The organism is Mesorhizobium sp. KR9-304 (genome assembly GCF_040049215.1).
Classification (GTDB): Bacteria; Pseudomonadota; Alphaproteobacteria; order Rhizobiales; family Rhizobiaceae; genus Mesorhizobium_K.
Map to the genome: position 1 here is coordinate 107,691 of NZ_JBDZDN010000001.1, position 15,292 is coordinate 122,982.

The 15,292-nt window shown below is 64.0% G+C and carries 16 protein-coding genes and 1 tRNA gene; 5 read left to right on the plus strand and 12 right to left on the minus strand.

Going from position 1 to position 15,292, the window contains the following annotated elements; translation table 11 throughout:
* Nucleotides 1-9: 9 nt before the first annotated feature.
* The 5 genes from rfbD to ABLE71_RS00530 all read right to left on the minus strand — a co-directional run bounded on the left by rfbD (nucleotide 10) and on the right by ABLE71_RS00530 (nucleotide 4,237).
* Nucleotides 10-897: a dTDP-4-dehydrorhamnose reductase gene (gene rfbD, locus ABLE71_RS00510; RefSeq protein WP_348781430.1), complete on the minus strand. Its 888-nt coding sequence runs from the start codon at nucleotides 895-897 to the stop codon at nucleotides 10-12.
* Complete coding sequence (gene rfbB / locus ABLE71_RS00515; RefSeq protein WP_348781431.1) at nucleotides 894-1,961, minus strand: dTDP-glucose 4,6-dehydratase; 1,068 nt, start codon at nucleotides 1,959-1,961, stop codon at nucleotides 894-896. Before rfbB ends, rfbD begins: the two co-directional genes overlap by 4 nt.
* A 59-nt stretch (nucleotides 1,962-2,020) precedes the next feature.
* Nucleotides 2,021-2,575 carry a dTDP-4-dehydrorhamnose 3,5-epimerase gene (rfbC, locus tag ABLE71_RS00520; RefSeq protein WP_348781432.1) on the minus strand — a complete coding sequence of 185 codons (555 nt, stop codon included), beginning with the start codon at nucleotides 2,573-2,575 and terminating at the stop codon, nucleotides 2,021-2,023.
* Nucleotides 2,568-3,455 (minus strand): glucose-1-phosphate thymidylyltransferase RfbA, encoded by an 888-nt coding sequence (gene rfbA / locus ABLE71_RS00525; protein ID WP_348781433.1) that lies wholly within the window; start codon nucleotides 3,453-3,455, stop codon nucleotides 2,568-2,570. Before rfbA ends, rfbC begins: the two co-directional genes overlap by 8 nt.
* A gap of 188 nt (nucleotides 3,456-3,643) precedes the next feature.
* A complete protein-coding gene (locus tag ABLE71_RS00530) occupies nucleotides 3,644-4,237 on the minus strand; it encodes a biotin transporter BioY (protein ID WP_348781434.1) in 594 nt (197 codons plus the stop codon).
* 117 nt (nucleotides 4,238-4,354) lie between these two features.
* Here ABLE71_RS00530 and ABLE71_RS00535 point away from each other — a divergent pair, with 117 nt between their 5' ends.
* On the plus strand, nucleotides 4,355-5,254 hold the full coding sequence (locus ABLE71_RS00535) for an MBL fold metallo-hydrolase (RefSeq protein ID WP_348781435.1): 900 nt from the start codon (nucleotides 4,355-4,357) through the stop codon (nucleotides 5,252-5,254).
* Here ABLE71_RS00535 and ABLE71_RS00540 read toward each other — a convergent pair.
* Entirely contained in the window at nucleotides 5,225-6,115 is an 891-nt protein-coding gene (locus ABLE71_RS00540) for a DUF1499 domain-containing protein (protein ID WP_348781436.1), read from the minus strand. The genes ABLE71_RS00535 and ABLE71_RS00540 overlap by 30 nt on opposite strands.
* Before the next feature lie 215 nt (nucleotides 6,116-6,330).
* Between ABLE71_RS00540 and ABLE71_RS00545 the strand changes: the two genes are divergently transcribed.
* Both ABLE71_RS00545 and ABLE71_RS00550 read left to right on the plus strand, forming a co-directional pair.
* Entirely contained in the window at nucleotides 6,331-6,714 is a 384-nt protein-coding gene (locus ABLE71_RS00545) for a hypothetical protein (protein WP_348781437.1), read from the plus strand.
* Between the two features lie 76 nt (nucleotides 6,715-6,790).
* Entirely contained in the window at nucleotides 6,791-7,204 is a 414-nt protein-coding gene (locus tag ABLE71_RS00550; protein WP_348781438.1) for a DUF427 domain-containing protein, read from the plus strand.
* A gap of 27 nt (nucleotides 7,205-7,231) precedes the next feature.
* On the opposite strand, the gene ppdK is transcribed toward ABLE71_RS00550, so the two are convergent.
* The gene (ppdK, locus tag ABLE71_RS00555; protein ID WP_348781439.1) at nucleotides 7,232-9,913 is read right to left on the minus strand and encodes a pyruvate, phosphate dikinase; all 2,682 of its coding nucleotides are present in this window, start codon (nucleotides 9,911-9,913) and stop codon (nucleotides 7,232-7,234) included.
* Nucleotides 9,914-10,193: 280 nt separating this feature from the next.
* On the opposite strand from ppdK, the gene ABLE71_RS00560 reads away from it, so the two are divergent.
* Together ABLE71_RS00560 and ABLE71_RS00565 are read left to right on the plus strand one after the other, a co-directional pair.
* Nucleotides 10,194-10,538: a VOC family protein gene (locus ABLE71_RS00560; RefSeq protein ID WP_348781440.1), complete on the plus strand. Its 345-nt coding sequence runs from the start codon at nucleotides 10,194-10,196 to the stop codon at nucleotides 10,536-10,538.
* Between the two features lie 111 nt (nucleotides 10,539-10,649).
* Nucleotides 10,650-10,724, plus strand: a tRNA-Gln gene (locus ABLE71_RS00565).
* A 274-nt stretch (nucleotides 10,725-10,998) separates the two neighbouring features.
* On the opposite strand, the gene ABLE71_RS00570 is transcribed toward ABLE71_RS00565, so the two are convergent.
* From ABLE71_RS00570 to ABLE71_RS00590, 5 genes are read right to left on the minus strand one after another with little or no spacing between them, the layout of a single operon-like run.
* Entirely contained in the window at nucleotides 10,999-11,937 is a 939-nt protein-coding gene (locus ABLE71_RS00570; protein WP_348781441.1) for a 3-keto-5-aminohexanoate cleavage protein, read from the minus strand.
* Between the two features lie 14 nt (nucleotides 11,938-11,951).
* Nucleotides 11,952-12,962 carry a branched-chain amino acid ABC transporter permease gene (locus tag ABLE71_RS00575; RefSeq protein WP_348781442.1) on the minus strand — a complete coding sequence of 337 codons (1,011 nt, stop codon included), beginning with the start codon at nucleotides 12,960-12,962 and terminating at the stop codon, nucleotides 11,952-11,954.
* Nucleotides 12,962-13,825, minus strand: a complete 864-nt coding sequence (locus ABLE71_RS00580; RefSeq protein WP_348781443.1) for a branched-chain amino acid ABC transporter permease — start codon at nucleotides 13,823-13,825, stop codon at nucleotides 12,962-12,964. The genes ABLE71_RS00575 and ABLE71_RS00580 overlap by 1 nt, the downstream gene beginning before the upstream one ends.
* On the minus strand, nucleotides 13,825-14,550 hold the full coding sequence (locus ABLE71_RS00585) for an ABC transporter ATP-binding protein (protein ID WP_348781444.1): 726 nt from the start codon (nucleotides 14,548-14,550) through the stop codon (nucleotides 13,825-13,827). Before ABLE71_RS00585 ends, ABLE71_RS00580 begins: the two co-directional genes overlap by 1 nt.
* Nucleotides 14,543-15,277 (minus strand): ABC transporter ATP-binding protein, encoded by a 735-nt coding sequence (locus ABLE71_RS00590; protein ID WP_348781445.1) that lies wholly within the window; start codon nucleotides 15,275-15,277, stop codon nucleotides 14,543-14,545. The genes ABLE71_RS00585 and ABLE71_RS00590 overlap by 8 nt, the downstream gene beginning before the upstream one ends.
* Between the last annotated feature and the right edge of the window lie 15 nt (nucleotides 15,278-15,292).

Sequence of the window (15,292 nt, forward strand, 5' to 3'; positions counted from 1 at the left end):
TCGAAAACATCAGTTGCCGCCGACGAGCCGCGCCACCGCGCTCCAGCAGGATTCCCGCCATGCGGGCGGGCGCCAGCCGTAAACGTCGAGGAGCTTCTGGCACGACAGGCGCGAATTCAGCGGCCGGCGCGCCTTGGTCGGGTAGTCCGCGGTCGCTATCTCCTCGACCTGCGCCGAGGGTCCGCCGAGCCTGGCGCTTGTCGCGAACACATGCCTGGCGAAGCCGGCCCAGCTGGTGGCGCCCTGCCCGGCGAGGTTGAAGATTCCATGGCGGCTTGCCTGCCGGTCGGCGGCGACGGTTTGCGCGATCCGCAGCACGCCTTCCGCGATGTCCGCCGCCGAGGTCGGGTTGCCCCATTGATCTGCTACGACGCGGACGCGATCGCGCTCCTTGGCCAGCGCCAGCATGGTCTTCACGAAATTCCGCCCGTACGGGCTGTAGACCCAGGCGGTGCGCAGGATGACGTGGCGCGGGTTGGCTGCCGCGACCGCCTTCTCGCCCTCGAGCTTGCTCAGGCCATAGACGTTTCGCGGATCGGTGGCGTCGCTCTCGGCATATTCGCCTGGGGCGTCGCCGGAGAATACATAGTCGGTGGAGAGATGTATGATCGCGGCGTCGACCTCGGCCGCCGCTTGCGCTACCGCTCGCGCCCCGGCCGCGTTGACCGCGAAGGCGACGTCCGGCTCGTCTTCTGCCTGGTCGACCGCCGTATAGGCCGCCGCCGAGACGACGACGTCGGGCCTTGCCGCCAGGATCGACGCCCTCACCGTGCCCGGTTCCAGCAAGTCGAGCTGCGGCCGTCCGGCCAGCTTGACCTCGATCCCGGCATGAGCGGCCGCCCTGTCCGCTAGGCTTCGCGCGACCTGTCCGTCGCGGCCGATGACCAGAACTCTCACGTTGCCGCCGTCACGGCAGAGCCGAGGCGTTCGCCTGCATATCTGCCATCGCGGATGGGCTTCCACCACCAGTCGTTGTCGAGATACCAGCGCACCGTCCTGGCGAGGCCGCTCTCGAAGGTCTCGGCAGGCTGCCAGCCGAGCTCGCGGCGGATTTTCGAGGCGTCGATCGCGTAGCGGCGGTCGTGGCCGGGGCGGTCGGAAACGAAGGTAATGAGATCGCGGTAACTGCCGCCGGCACGCGGCTTCATCCGGTCGAGCACGTCGCAGATCGTTTCGACGACCACCAGATTGCTTCGCTCCGAGTTGCCGCCGACATTGTAGCTCTGGCCGGGCAAGCCCTTGGTCGCAACCAGTTCCAGTGCGCGCGCGTGATCTTCGACGAAGAGCCAGTCGCGCACATTGGCGCCGGTGCCGTAGACCGGTATCGGCTTGTCGTGAAGTGCGTTGAGGATCGCCAGCGGGATCAGCTTCTCGGGAAAATGGAATGGGCCGTAATTGTTGGAACAGTTGGAGACGACGACAGGCAGGCCGTAGGTCTCGTGCCATGCGCGGACAAGATGGTCCGACGCGGCCTTGGATGCCGAATAGGGCGAGGACGGCGCATAGGGCGTGTCCTCGGTGAATATCCCCTCGTCGAACGGCAGGTCGCCAAAGACCTCGTCGGTCGAGACGTGATGGAAGCGAAATCCGGGTTTCTTGTCGCCCGAGAGGCCCCGCCAGTAGCCGAGGGCGGCAGTGAGCAGACGAAACGTGCCGACGATGTTCGTTTCGATGAATGCGGACGGACCGTCGATGGAGCGGTCGACATGGCTTTCGGCGGCCAGATGCATGATGACGTCGATCTCGTGCCGGCGCAGCAGGTCGGCAACAGTCGAAGCCTCGCAGATGTCTGCCTTTGCGAAACTGTAGTTGGGGTAATTTTCGATCTGGCGAAGCGATTCGAGGTTGCCGGCATAGGTCAGCTTGTCGACATTGACGACGCGATGGCCGGGGTTGCTGGAAAGCAGGCGGCAGACCGCCGACCCGATGAAACCTGCCCCTCCGGTGACCAGAATGTTCATCCGTCCTCTGCCGCTCTTGGTGGCCGCGTAAAACCCCCTATAGGCAAGCCGATTGCAACCTATTCGAAAACGTCGGCATCGGCGAGCAGCGGCGCATTGCGGTCCTTGTCGGACAGCGTGACGCCAGATGCGGGTATCAGCCAATCGATGCCGATCGCCGGATCGTCGAACCTTATCGATCTCTCGTGCTCCGGCGCATAACGCTCGCTCACCTTGTAGAGGACTTCAGTATCGGGGACGAGCGTCACGAAGCCGTGCGCAAAACCCTTGGGGACCAGTATCTGGTTCCATTTCTCCGCCGACACCTCCAGCCCCAGCCAAGCGCCGAATGTCGGGGAATTCCTGCGGATGTCGACCGCCACATCAAGGATCGTGCCGCGCACGACCCTGACCAGCTTGTCCTGCGCAAAGGGCGGAAGTTGATAGTGAAGCCCGCGGAGAACGCCGGCCGCCTTTGACAGCGAATGATTGTCCTGGACGAAAGCGAGGTCGATCCCCTTCTCGGCCAACCGCGCCGCGCTGTAGGTCTCCGAGAAGAAGCCGCGATGGTCCTCGGATCGAGCGGGCACTATCTCGTAAACGCCAGGCAGTGCGAGTTGCCTCACCTCAATCATCTTGCTGCGTCAACTCGGTCATGCGCCGCCTGAGGTATTGCGCATATTCATTGCTGCCCAGCCGGTCGGCGCGCTCCATGACGCGCTCTGGTTCCAACCACCCCATCTCCACCCCGATCTCCTCCGGGCACGCGATCTTTATGCCTTGCCGGTTTTCGATGGTCCGGACGAAGGAAGAAGCGTCATGGAGGCTGTCATGCGTGCCCGTATCGAGCCAGGCAAAGCCGCGGCCCAGCCTGTGGACCTGAAGATCGCCGCGTTCGAGGTAGGCGTTGTTGACGGCCGTGATCTCCAACTCGCCTCGCGCCGAGGGGGTCGTGGACGCAGCGATGTCGACGACGTCGTTATCGTAGAAATAGAGGCCCGTCACCGCCCAGTTCGACTTTGGCTCGATCGGCTTCTCCTCGATGTTCAGCGCCCGACCGGTGCTGCGGTCGAAGCTGACGACGCCGTATCGCTGGGGGTGGTCGACCTGATAGGCGAAAACCGACGCGCCGCTCTTGCTTGCGGCCGCCTGCTGGCAGATTCGCGACAGGCCTTCTCCGAAGAATATGTTGTCGCCGAGGATCATGGCGACGTTGCTGTCGCCGATGAATTCCCTGCCGATGATGAAGGCCTCGGCGAGGCCTCTCGGCTCGGCCTGCTCGGCATAGGAAAGACGGAGGCCGAACTCTGACCCGTCGCCAAGCAGATCGCGGAATGCCGGCAGATCGCGCGGCGTGGAGATAATGAGAATGTCCCTGATACCCGCCAGCATCAGCACGCTCAGCGGATAGTAGATCATCGGCTTGTCGTAGATCGGCAGGATCTGCTTCGACACCGCCAGGGTAAGCGGGTAAAGCCGGGTTCCGCTCCCCCCCGCCAGAATGATCCCCTTCATCGTGTGGCCGACTTCAATTGCGGGAATGACGATGGGGGAGGAAGGGAACGCTCAGGCAACAAATTGGACGGCATTCGCGCCAACACGACCTGCAAGGAGCCCCCGCTTCCCGGCCCGGCTTATCGGCTTTGACCATGACGGTCAATGACGCGAACCGTTTGGTCCGGAACCGCCCGCGCTTGCGCTGCTCAACCCCGCTTGGGCAGCAGCGACCACACGGCCGGAACCAGTGCCGCGGCCAAGGCAACCTTGATCAGGTCGGGCACGACGAACGGAACGACGCCGAACGTCCACGCCTTGTCGGCGCCGATCAGGGTCGCCAGCCACGCAAAACCCATGGCCAGCATGATCGCGTCGGCCGCCAGCATCACGCCGAACAATTTGATCGGGTTGCGGTCGAATCCACGATCCGCCGCCCAGCCGACGATCGCAGCCATCACAACGAAACCGGCAAGGTAACCGCCGGTCGCACCTAGCATATAGGCGATTCCGATGCCCTTCTCCGGCGTGCTCTGGAACACGGGGAAGCCCATCGCGCCCTCCGCCAGATAGAGGAGGAGGGTCGCAACGCCGAGCCTGAAGCCGAAGCCCGCCGCGATCAGCAGCACGACGAGCGTCTGCAGCGACATGTCGACCGGCCCGAACACGACTTTGGTCTTGGCCGAAAGCGTCAGCAGCAGCGTGCCAAGCACGGCCAGAAATATCTGCGCGCCCAGGCGCGCCGCGCCCTTCTCAGGCAGAGCAAGATCGACAAGCGGACGAGCGGTGACTGCAATTGCCATGATTTTTCCGTTCATTCGAAATCGGCCGACACTCGACCCTCTGGTTTCCGTATATTTGCTTCCGTGATAAGCGGCAATCGGTTTCAGCCGTTTGCTTCGGCTTCAGGTGCGATCTTTATGGCCTTGGATTTCGACCTCAGCTTCGAGCCTGCCTACGGCGAGCCGGTCAAAGTGTTTCCGGGCGTTTCCCGGCTGACCGCACGAAATCCTGGCCCTTTCACGTTCCACGGCACCAACAGCTATCTCGTCGGCGAGAACGAACTGGCGGTGATCGATCCCGGACCGGAAAACGACGAACATCTCGATGCGCTGATCCGCGCGATCGGCGGCCGACCCGTCAACCATATCCTCGTCAGCCACACGCACCGCGACCACTCACCGCTCGCCGCGCGGCTGAGCAGTGTCACCGGCGCGCGGACATATGCCCAGGGGCCGCACCGCGCCGCCAGAAACCCGCCGACCGGTACGCCTCTCGACAACGGTTCGGATACCGCTTTCATGCCGGATGTAACCTTGGCAGACGGCGACCTTCTCGCTGGCGAGGGGTGGGCGCTTCGCACGGTCCTGACGCCCGGCCATGCCGCCAATCATGCCGCGTTCGCCCTCGAAGGCGCCGGGCTTCTTTTTTCGGCCGATCACGTCATGGCCTGGTCAACCACGATTGTCGCGCCGCCGGACGGCTCGATGTCCGACTATATGGCTTCGCTCGACAGACTGATCGAGCGCAATGACGAGCAACTGCTTCCGGGTCACGGCGGCCCGGTGAGAAATCCGCGCGACTATCTGCGCGGCCTGAAAGAGCATCGACTGGCGCGCGAGCGGGCTATCGTCGCGCGGCTGCGCCAGGGAGACTGGTCGATCGATCAGCTGGTCAAGGCCATATATCGCGACACCGACCCCAGGATGCATGGGGCCGCAGGGCTTTCGGTGCTCGCGCACCTTGAGGACCTGGTGGACCGCAAACTCGTCGAAACGGATGGCGCGCCATCAATCGGGGGGATCTTCCGACCGGTCTAGCGGCTCGGCGGGTTCCAACGGTTCTGCCGGCGGCGCTTCCGGCTCGACGGGCTTCGGCGCCGGCTCGGCGGGCTCGACTGGCGCAATGACGGTTAGATAGGCAATCTCGATGTCGAGCTCCGCCAGGAAAGACGCGATGCGCGCCGCGTTGTCGCCGAAATCGTGTCGCCCGTACCGCGAGACCGAACGCATATCCACATAGGTCGAGGTGTCCTCGTCGATCAGGCGTATGGCAATGTCGGCCGGAAACCCCAGCAGGAACGAACTCGCCTGCGCTTCGATGGTGATTTCGGTAGCATCGGGCGGAAGCTCGGTGGAACTGACGATCAGCCAGCCGCGATTGTCGAGCACGTCCTGCACCACTTCGGCGACTTGCGTCATCGGCGCCTCGTAGCGCCGTCCGGTCGCAGCGGGATAGCTGTCCTGCTGCAGCTTGCGCCGTTCGGGCGTGAACGGCTCGACGCGGTTCATGTCGGGAGTGCGCCGCTCCGCCGCGATGGAAAGCTCTGGCGGATCGTCCGTATCGGTCGAAACATCGTTGAGGATCGGCAGCGTAACTCCACGATACGCCGTGATGCCGAACGGCGTCAGCACCAGCAACGCCACCAGAATCGCAAAAAGCAGGCTGCCGCCGCCCTTGCCCCCATAGTGCCAGAACAAAAACAGGGCCCGGACCGCAAACAGAAGCGCCAAAAGCGCCACCGCTGCCACGACACCCAGGACAGGAATGAAGTCCGGGGTGCTCAGGAAACCGATGCGATGCCCTGTTCCGGCGGTCAGGAACAGCACAGCGGCAAAGACAGCCAGCCGGCGCGACCACACGGTGGCGTTCGAAACACGCCGTTCCAGATATTCGTCCATGCCGTGGTTGCCGCCCGTTACCGTCCGCGGCGAGCTACTTAGAGCCTTTTCCCCTCGGGTTGAAGGGGAAACGCCAAAGCAATCGACGTCCGCCGTCCACAGGCATGTGGCCCGCTCTCCTTGCGGCAGCCGTCTTCGCCACATTGCGGCCATCGTGACTGTAGACTCTCGGCCGTGGCGGGGTTGCGTATTGCGAAGAACCAAAGAGGTTGCGCATGGACACCCAGAATCCAGTGGATCGCCATCCGGAACCGGTCGCGCAGGCTCCGATATTGCTTGCCGCGCCCAATACCGAGCTTTTGGCCCCCTCCGCGGCGCGCGAGGTTTCCGACGATGATTTCGAGGAGGTCGTTCGCGGCGCGCTGGAAGCGGTCGGCGGCACGCTTCTGTTCAAGATGAAGGTCGGCGCCGACAGCGACGCCCATCACGCCGCCGCTGCGGCTGTCGGCCTCGGCGAAGGCCGCCAGTTCCTGCTGCTCACGCTGCCGACCCATGGCGGCCAGCTCAAGGTCGAGACGACGTCGCACAGCAGCAGCCCATTGGCGCGGATCGCGGAATCATATGCCGGGCTCATGGACGTGCTGAAAGCGGCTGCCTGAACTGGCCGGTTGGCGTTGACAGTTGACGGAACCCGATCGGCCGCCTCACCTTGTGGCCGATCAAGGGAGTACGGCCATGAACATAGCGGCGAACCTCGCCCCCGGATTTCAGCGAAACCCTTCCCGCCGGATAACCGTGGAGCCGTTCGATGGCGCGGTGACGGTCGCTTTTTCGGACGCCATCCTGGCGTCGACGAACGAGGCGCTCGTTCTTCGCGAAGCGGATTACCCGCCGGTGTTCTACATCCCGTTCAAGGACATCTATTTCGAGTTCCTGACGAGCAGCGACACCTCCACCCACTGTCCCTACAAGGGCAATGCCTCATACTGGAACGCCAGCGCGGTCGGCGAAGCTGTCAACGACGTGATGTGGGCCTATGAACGTCCCTATGACGAAATGATGCAGATCAGGGGCCACGGCGCCTTCTATCCGGACAAGGTCAGGATAGAAGCAAACATCAGGTCCGCAGCGCTCGCCGCCGACCTGTAGTCCCCTGCAATGGGGCCGGTTGCTGCGTCAGCCGGCCTCTGCGGTTTCGGCCTGCGCCACCGCCGCCTGCGCGGCGGCCAGACGAGCGATCGGCACCCGATAGGGCGAGCACGAAACGTAATCGAGCCCGACTTCCTCGCAGAAACGTATCGAAGCGGGATCGCCGCCGTGCTCGCCGCATATGCCGAGCTTGATGTCGGGCCTCGTCCCCCTGCCCTTCTCGGCGGCCATCTTCACCAGTTCGCCGACGCCTTCGATGTCGAGCGTGACGAAAGGATCGCGCTCGACGATTCCCTTCTGGCGATAGGTTTCCAGGAATGTCGCGGCATCGTCGCGCGAGATGCCGAATGCCGTCTGGGTGAGGTCGTTGGTGCCGAAGGAGAAGAACTCGGCGGTCTCGGCGATGACATGCGCGCGGACGGCGGCGCGCGGCAGCTCGATCATCGTACCGGTCAGGTAGTCGATGCCGACGCCGCTTTCCTCCATCACGCTCCTGGCCACCGCGTCGATGCGCGCCTTGACGAAGTCGAATTCCTTCTTCAACCCGACCAGCGGCACCATGATCTCCGGCACCACCGGCCGGCCCGTCTTCCGCCCGGCCTCGACGGCCGCTTCGAAGATCGCGCGCGCCTGCATCTCCGCGATCTCGGGATAGGAGATGGCAAGACGGCAGCCCCGATGCCCGAGCATGGGATTGAACTCGTGCAGCGCCTCGGTCCGCTGGCGCAGCCTGTCGGCACTGACATTCATGACCGCCGCGACCTCGTCGATCTCCTTGTCGGATTTAGGCAGGAATTCGTGCAGCGGCGGGTCGAGAAGCCGGATGGTGACCGGCAGGCCGGCCATGATCTCGAACAGTTCGATGAAATCCGAGCGCTGCATCGGCAAGAGCTTGCCCAACGCCGCCCGCCGGTCCTGTTCCGTATCCGCCAGGATCATCTCGCGCATGGCGACGATGCGGTCGCCTTCGAAGAACATGTGCTCGGTGCGGCAAAGCCCGATGCCCTCCGCGCCGAAGGAGCGCGCCATGCGCGCATCGGCCGGCGTTTCGGCATTGGTGCGCACCTTCATGCGGCGGATGCTGTCCGCCCACTCCATCACCGCTGCGAAATCGCCCGACAATTCCGGCTGCAGCATCGGCACGGCGCCCTTCAAGACTTGGCCGTTGCCGCCGTCGATCGTGATAATGTCTCCCTTGCGGAAGGTTACGCCCATCGCCATCAGCGTGCCTGCCCGATAATCGACGCGCAGCGAGCCGGCCCCCGAGACGCAGGGCTTGCCCATGCCGCGGGCAACGACGGCCGCATGGCTCGTCATGCCGCCGCGCGTGGTCAGGATGCCCTCGGCCGCATGCATGCCGTGGATGTCCTCCGGGCTTGTCTCGACACGGACAAGGATCACCTTCTTGCCGATCGCCTTCATCTCCTCGGCGTCATGCGAGGAGAACACGATCTCGCCGGTAGCCGCTCCCGGCGACGCCGGCAGCCCGATGGCGAAAACGTCACGCGCGGCCTTGGGATCGATGGTGGGGTGCAGCAACTGGTCGAGTGAAGCCGGATCGACGCGGGCGACGGCCTCCTTGCGCGCGATCAGCCCTTCTTCGGCCATGTCGACGGCGATCCTCAGCGCGGCTTTGGCGGTGCGCTTGCCCGAACGCGTCTGCAGCATCCACAGCTTGCCGCGCTCGATGGTGAATTCGAGGTCCTGCATGTCGCGGTAGTGTTTCTCGAGCTTGTCCGAGATCGCGACGAAGGACGCAAAGGCGTCCGGCATGATCTTCTGCAGCGACGGCTTGTCGGAGCCAGCCTCGATACGCGCCGTCTCGGTGATGTTCTGCGGCGTGCGGATGCCGGCGACCACGTCCTCGCCCTGGGCATTCACCAGGAACTCGCCATACAGCGCCTTCTCGCCCGTCGACGGATTGCGCGTGAAGGCGACGCCGGTGGCCGACGTCTCGCCCATGTTGCCGAACACCATGGCTTGCACGTTAACGGCCGTGCCCCAGCTTTCCGGGATGTCGTGCAGCCGGCGGTAGGTGACGGCGCGCGGGTTCATCCAGCTCGAAAACACCGCGCCAATGGCGCCCCAAAGCTGTTCCTCGGGATCCTGCGGGAACGGCTTGCCGAGTTCCTCCTCGACCTTTGCCTTGTACAGCCCGATCACCGCGCGCCAGTCGTCGGCGGAAAGCGCGGTGTCGAGATCGTGCCCGCGTTGGGCCTTTTCGTCTTCGAGGATTTCCTCGAAAACCTCGTGATCCAGCCCCAGAACCACGTCGGAATACATCTGGATGAAACGCCGGTAGCTGTCATAGGCGAAGCGGGCATCACCGGAATCGGCAGCTAGGGCCTCGACCGTCTGGTCGTTGAGGCCGAGGTTGAGCACGGTGTCCATCATGCCCGGCATCGACGCGCGCGCACCGGACCGGACGGAAACGAGAAGCAGTTTTTGCGGGTCGCCGAGCCGCCGGCCGGTCAAACCGGCAACATGGTCGAGCGCCGCCGTGACCTGCTCCTTGAGCCGCTCGGGATATGTGCGGCCGTTGGCGTAGTGCCAGTTGCAGAACTCGGTGGTGATGGTGAAGCCGGGCGGGACGGGCAGCCCAAGGCGGCACATCTCCGCCAGGTTTGCGCCCTTGCCGCCGAGCATGTTGCGGTCGCCGGCATGGCCCTCGGCCGCTCCGTCGCCGAAAGTGTAGACCCACTTTGTCATGCTCGTCCCTCGTGTCGTGATTTCGGCGTTCGCTTGACCTCGATGTGGCGCTCCCGGCGACGTCGAAATCGAAACGACACTGAAACTCAAAGAGCCAGCGCCAAAGCCGGCAAACCCGTTCCTCGGGCGAGCGATAGAATGCTGCACTGCGAAAAGCAATTATGCTCAAGAATACAATCGATTAGGCCGGCGGCAAACAGCATCAAAAATTTCCAACGGTCAGAAGGCTTGCGTGATCTTGCCATATCTTCTAGAACATACAGTGAACGAAGGCGATGCGATGAAGCAGACAGGCAAACTCGACTATCTCGAAATGCCGGCGACCGGCGGGACGCTCGACAGCGTCAAGGCTTTCTACAGCGCCGCCTTCGGCTGGACCTTCACCGACTACGGGCCGACCTATTCGGCCTTCGACGAAGGGCTTGAAGGCGGCTTCCAGTCGGATGCGTCGGAAAGCGCGCCCAAGCCCCTGCCCGTCCTCTATTCGGAGGATATCGAAGCGACGCTGGCGGAGGTGGAGTCGGCCGGCGGCAGGATCGTCAAGCCGATCTTCTCCTTTCCAGGCGGCAGGCGATTCCATTTCCTCGATCCCGCTGGCAACGAGCTGGCGGTCTGGGGCACGTGACACCACAGGACTGTTCGGACGCGCGGGCTGTTCGAAACTGGGCAATGCCCCGTCCAGCGCGATTGTGCTTTTCGGGGACGCTGTTATAAGGCCGCCCAGCTTGCACTGCATTGGGGCGTAGCCAAGTGGTAAGGCAGCGGTTTTTGGTACCGCCATTCCCTGGTTCGAATCCAGGCGCCCCAGCCACCAAAACAATAACACGCTGTTTTTCAACGATTTTTTCGTTGTCATTCAGCGTATTCTGGGCCGTTGCTACAATGGCTGCTACAAACGTCCGTTGGGAGACCGCTGATGTCCGCGCGTCTCCACAACGTCATACGCCGCGGCGGGACCTTCCATTTTCGTCGAATCGTTCCCGTGGCGTTGCGTCCTAAGATTGGCCAATCAACGAACGCGAGGCGCTCGCCACATCGGATCACGGCCATTACACGGCCTGCCGCGTATCCGCCTGCCCGGTAGATCAGAACCCGACCATGTCGCCGCCTTTCAGCCCCAGCATTTGCCGCGCCTCGGCGGGGGTTGCGATCTCGTGCCCGAGTTCAGTGAGGATGGTTCTGATCTTGCGCACCTGTTCGGCATTGGACGAGGCCAGCCTGCCGCGGCCAATATGGAGCGAGTCCTCCAGACCCACGCGCACCGACCCGCCGAGCATGGCGGCCTGCGTGGCGAAAGGCATCTGAAAACGACCGGCCGCCAGCACCGACCAGCGGTAGTCGGAGCCGAACAGCTTGTCTGCCTTCTGCTTCATGAAGGTCAGGTTCTCCATATCCGGCCCAATTCCACCGAGGATGCCGAAGATCATCTGGACGAAGAAGGGCGGCTTGACGAGGCCCCGGTCCACGAAATGGGCGAGGTTGTAGAGGTGACCGACATCGTAGCATTCGTGCTCAAAACGTGTGCCGTGCACCTCGCCGAGGAGCATCAGGATGCGCTCGATGTCGCGGAACGTGTTGCGGAAGATGAAGTCGTCGGTGCCACGTAAATAGGGCTCCTCCCATTCGTGCTTCCACGAAGAGTAACGGTCGGCGAGCGGATAGATGCCGAAGTTCATCGAGCCCATATTGAGCGAGCACATCTCGGGCTTCGCGATGAGAGGCGCGGCGAGCCGTTGTTCGACTGTCATGTTTAGACCGCCACCGGTGGTCACGTTGATGACGGCGTCGGTCGCCTGCTTGATGCGTGGCAGGAACTGCATGAATACGGCCGGGTCGGGCGTCGGCCGCCCGTCCTTCGGGTCGCGTGCGTGAAGGTGCAGGATCGAAGCGCCAGCCTCGGCGGCCTCTATCGACTGGCGGGCGATCTCGTCGGGCGTGATCGGCAGCGCATCGGACATGGTCGGCGTATGGATGCCGCCGGTGACGGCGCAGGTGATGATGACTTTCTTGGACAGGTCGGCCATTTCTCTCTCGATTTTCATTCGGGGAAGACGACACGCCGGCGCACGGGCACCAGGGTGATGCCGGTACGCTCAGCGAAATAGCCCCACAGGCCCTTCGGCGCCCGCAGCATGACGAGGATGGCCACGGCGCCCAACACGATCAGATAGGTCGTGCCGAGATCGGCGAGCGTCTCGCGCAGCAGGAAAAACAGGACGGTGCCTATGATCGGACCTTCGATGGTGCCGATGCCGCCGATGACCGCGATGAAAATGACGTAGGCGGTCCAGTCGTTGACGCTGAACGCGGCGTCCGGCGAAATGCGCAGCTTCTGCAGGAAGATGAACGCGCCGGTCATCGACGTGAAGCCGGCGACGGCGACGTAGACGACGAGCTTGGTGCGCCAGATGTCGATGCCGAGGCTTTCGGATGCAACCTCGCTGTCGCGCAGCGCGGTCAGTGCCAGACCCATGCGCGACCGGAGCAGCAGGACGACGAAGGCGATCGAGGCGACGGCAATGGTCAGCGCAGTCCAATAGATCGCCGCCTCGCGCAATGCGCGGTCGGAGGCGATGCCGACGACGATCGCCGCGGGCAGGCTGGTGCCCGAGCCTCCGCCGAGCGAAGAAACCTGCGCGAAGGACAAACGGAAGACCTCCGCCAGAACCCAGGTGCCAATGGCGAAGTAGGCGCCCTGCAGCCGAAACAGCAGCGGCGCGATGGGCAGGGCAATAATGGCGCCTGCAACGCCGGCAATCGCGATGGCCGCGAGGGGATGGACCCCGAGGAACATGGCGAGTGCGAACAACATGTAGCCGCCGAAGCCGACATAGGCCTGCTGGCCGACGGAGACGAGGCCGGCATAGCCGGCCATCAGGTTCCACAGTGTCGCCAGCGCGACGAAGGAATAGACCTCGCCCAGCAGCCTCACGTTGGCGCGGCCGGCCCACCACGGCGCGGCAATGAGCCCGGCCAGCAGCAGGAGCGCGACGATCGCGGTGACGCGGCTCAGTCGGGTCGAGCGCTGGATCGCGAAGGATACGGCCATCAGTCCATCCTCGGAAACAGGCCGCGCGGCCGCACGGCCAAGACCAGGAAGAAGACGAGATGGCCGGCGAGGATCTGCCAGCCGGGAGAAATCTGAGCCCCGATGGCCTGCGCCACGCCGAGCACGATCCCGCCGGCCAGCGTGCCCCACAGATTGCCCAGCCCGCCGATGATGACCGCTTCGAAGCCGAAGATCAGACGTGCAGGTCCGGCAGACGGGTCGAAATTGGTTCGTATGGCAAGGAAAATGCCGGCGATGGCGACGATTGCCGCCGAGAGCGCCATCGCCATGCCGAAAACGTGGTTGCGGTCGAGCTTCATCAACTGCGCGATCTCGGGGTCGTCCGACGTGGCCCGGAAAGCGCGCCCCAGGGAGGTGCGATAGAAGATGAGTTCCAGCCCGAAGATGATCAGCACCGAGGCTGCGAACATGACGAGCGGCAGCACGCCCAGCGCCAAGCCGGGTGCGACCTGGATGTTGGCCGTCTCGATGCTGCCCGCCGCCAGCCGGTGGCTGTCGGCGGTGAAGGCAACGAGCAGTCCGTTCTGCAGGATGACCGAAATGCCGAAGGTGACCAGCAGCGGCGACAGCAGGTCCTTGCCGATCGTGGGATTGAGGAGCAGCCGCTGCATGGCATAGCCGAGCGCGGCCATCAACGGCACGACGATGAATGCCGAGGCGAGCGGATGCAGGCCCGTTGCCTGAACGACGACGAGCGCGACGTAGGCTGCGGCGACGATCATGTCGCCATGCGCGATGTTGACCAGCCGCATGACGCCGAAGATCAGCGACAGTCCGGCGGCGAACAGCGCGTACAGCCCACCGATCAGAATGCCCTGCACGATGGCGTTGACCCACTCCATCAGTGCGCACCCGGTTTCACATCGGTGCCGAAATAGGCCGCGGTGATCGCCGCGCGATCGTGCTCGCCCGGTTTGCCGGCGAGAGAGACGCGGCCTTCCTGGATGCAGGCGAAGCGTTGGGCGACCGATAGCGCACGCGTCACGTCCTGCTCGACGAGAACGACCGACACACCGGTCGCCAAGATAGGGGGTAGCGCAGCGTAGATGTCGCGAATGACGACAGGTGCGAGCCCGAGCGAGATCTCGTCGAACAGGATCAGTCTTGGATTGGCCATCAGGGCCCGGCCGATCGCCACCATCTGCTGCTGACCGCCGGAAAGGGCCATGCCCGGATTCCTTCGCTTCTCGCGCAGGATCGGAAACAGGCTGTAGACCCGTTCCAGCGACCACGGACCGGCGAGTGCACGCTCGCCGCCGATTACGAGGTTTTCCTCGACGCTGAGCGATCGGAACAGGCGGCGGCCTTCGGGCACGAGACCTATGCCCAGCGCTGCGATCCGGTCCGGCCGCATACCGCCGATCGCACGGCCGTCGAAGCACACCATTTCCGGCCTGCATGGAACCAGCCCGGTGACCGTGCGCAGCAAGGTCGACTTGCCGGCGCCGTTTGCTCCGATCAGGGCCAGCGTCTCACCCGCCGGAACATCGAGGTCGATGCCAAACAACGCCTGGAAGTCGCCATAGCCGGCCTTGAGGCCGCGGATGGACAGCAGAGGTTCAGACATGGGCCGCGTCGCCGTCGATGCCCATGTAGATCTCGGCGACCTGAGGGCTGGCCATCACTGAACGTGGCTCGCCCTCGGCGATCTTCCGGCCGAAATCGACAACGGCGATGCGGTCCACCACCGCAAGCAGCGCATGCACCACATGTTCGATCCAGATGATGGAGACGCCGGACGCGCGGACGCCATTGATGGTGGCGACCAGATCGACGCATTCGGGTTCCGTCAGTCCGCCGGCAATCTCGTCGAGCAGCAACAGGCTCGGATCGCTCGCCAGAGCCCGCGCCATTTCCAGCCGCTTGCGCTCGAGCAGGGTCAGGTCGCCGGCCAGCGTGTTGGCCTTGCGCTTCAGGCCGGCTAACTCCAGCACCTCCACGGCGCGGGCCTCGCTTGCTCGTTCGGAAGCGCCGCGCCCGAATGCCGCTCCAACGAGCACGTTCTCGTAGGTTGTCATGCCCGTGAACGGGTGCGGAATCTGGAACGATCGCGCGATGCCGCGATGGCAGCGCGCCCGCGCCGACATGCCTGTGACGTCCGTGCCATCGAAGCGGATGCTGCCTGCGTCGGTCTTCACCGTGCCGGCAATCAAGTTGAACAGCGTCGTCTTGCCGGCGCCGTTCGGGCCGATGATCCCCAGAGCGTCGCCACGCGCGAGCGACAGCGATACCGTGTCGATCACCTGCAACGCGCCGTAGCGCTTGCTTAAACCTTCAGTAGCGAGAATCGACAATGACGAATGTCCTTT

Excerpts from the sequence above, each read along its gene's own strand:
- ppdK (WP_348781439.1), bottom strand. The coding sequence starts at position 9,913 with ATGACAAAGTGGGTCTACACTTTCGGCGACGGAGCGGCCGAGGGCCAT.
- ABLE71_RS00535 (WP_348781435.1), top strand. The coding sequence starts at position 4,355 with ATGGCCTTGGATTTCGACCTCAGCTTCGAGCCTGCCTACGGCGAGCCG.
- rfbB (WP_348781431.1), bottom strand. The coding sequence starts at position 1,961 with ATGAACATTCTGGTCACCGGAGGGGCAGGTTTCATCGGGTCGGCGGTC.
- ABLE71_RS00550 (WP_348781438.1), top strand. The coding sequence starts at position 6,791 with ATGAACATAGCGGCGAACCTCGCCCCCGGATTTCAGCGAAACCCTTCC.
- rfbC (WP_348781432.1), bottom strand. The coding sequence starts at position 2,575 with ATGATTGAGGTGAGGCAACTCGCACTGCCTGGCGTTTACGAGATAGTG.
- ABLE71_RS00580 (WP_348781443.1), bottom strand. The coding sequence starts at position 13,825 with ATGGAGTGGGTCAACGCCATCGTGCAGGGCATTCTGATCGGTGGGCTG.
- ABLE71_RS00560 (WP_348781440.1), top strand. The coding sequence starts at position 10,194 with ATGAAGCAGACAGGCAAACTCGACTATCTCGAAATGCCGGCGACCGGC.
- ABLE71_RS00530 (WP_348781434.1), bottom strand. The coding sequence starts at position 4,237 with ATGGCAATTGCAGTCACCGCTCGTCCGCTTGTCGATCTTGCTCTGCCT.
- ABLE71_RS00575 (WP_348781442.1), bottom strand. The coding sequence starts at position 12,962 with ATGGCCGTATCCTTCGCGATCCAGCGCTCGACCCGACTGAGCCGCGTC.
- rfbA (WP_348781433.1), bottom strand. The coding sequence starts at position 3,455 with ATGAAGGGGATCATTCTGGCGGGGGGGAGCGGAACCCGGCTTTACCCG.
- ABLE71_RS00585 (WP_348781444.1), bottom strand. The coding sequence starts at position 14,550 with ATGTCTGAACCTCTGCTGTCCATCCGCGGCCTCAAGGCCGGCTATGGC.
- ABLE71_RS00540 (WP_348781436.1), bottom strand. The coding sequence starts at position 6,115 with ATGGACGAATATCTGGAACGGCGTGTTTCGAACGCCACCGTGTGGTCG.
- ABLE71_RS00570 (WP_348781441.1), bottom strand. The coding sequence starts at position 11,937 with ATGGCCGACCTGTCCAAGAAAGTCATCATCACCTGCGCCGTCACCGGC.
- ABLE71_RS00545 (WP_348781437.1), top strand. The coding sequence starts at position 6,331 with ATGGACACCCAGAATCCAGTGGATCGCCATCCGGAACCGGTCGCGCAG.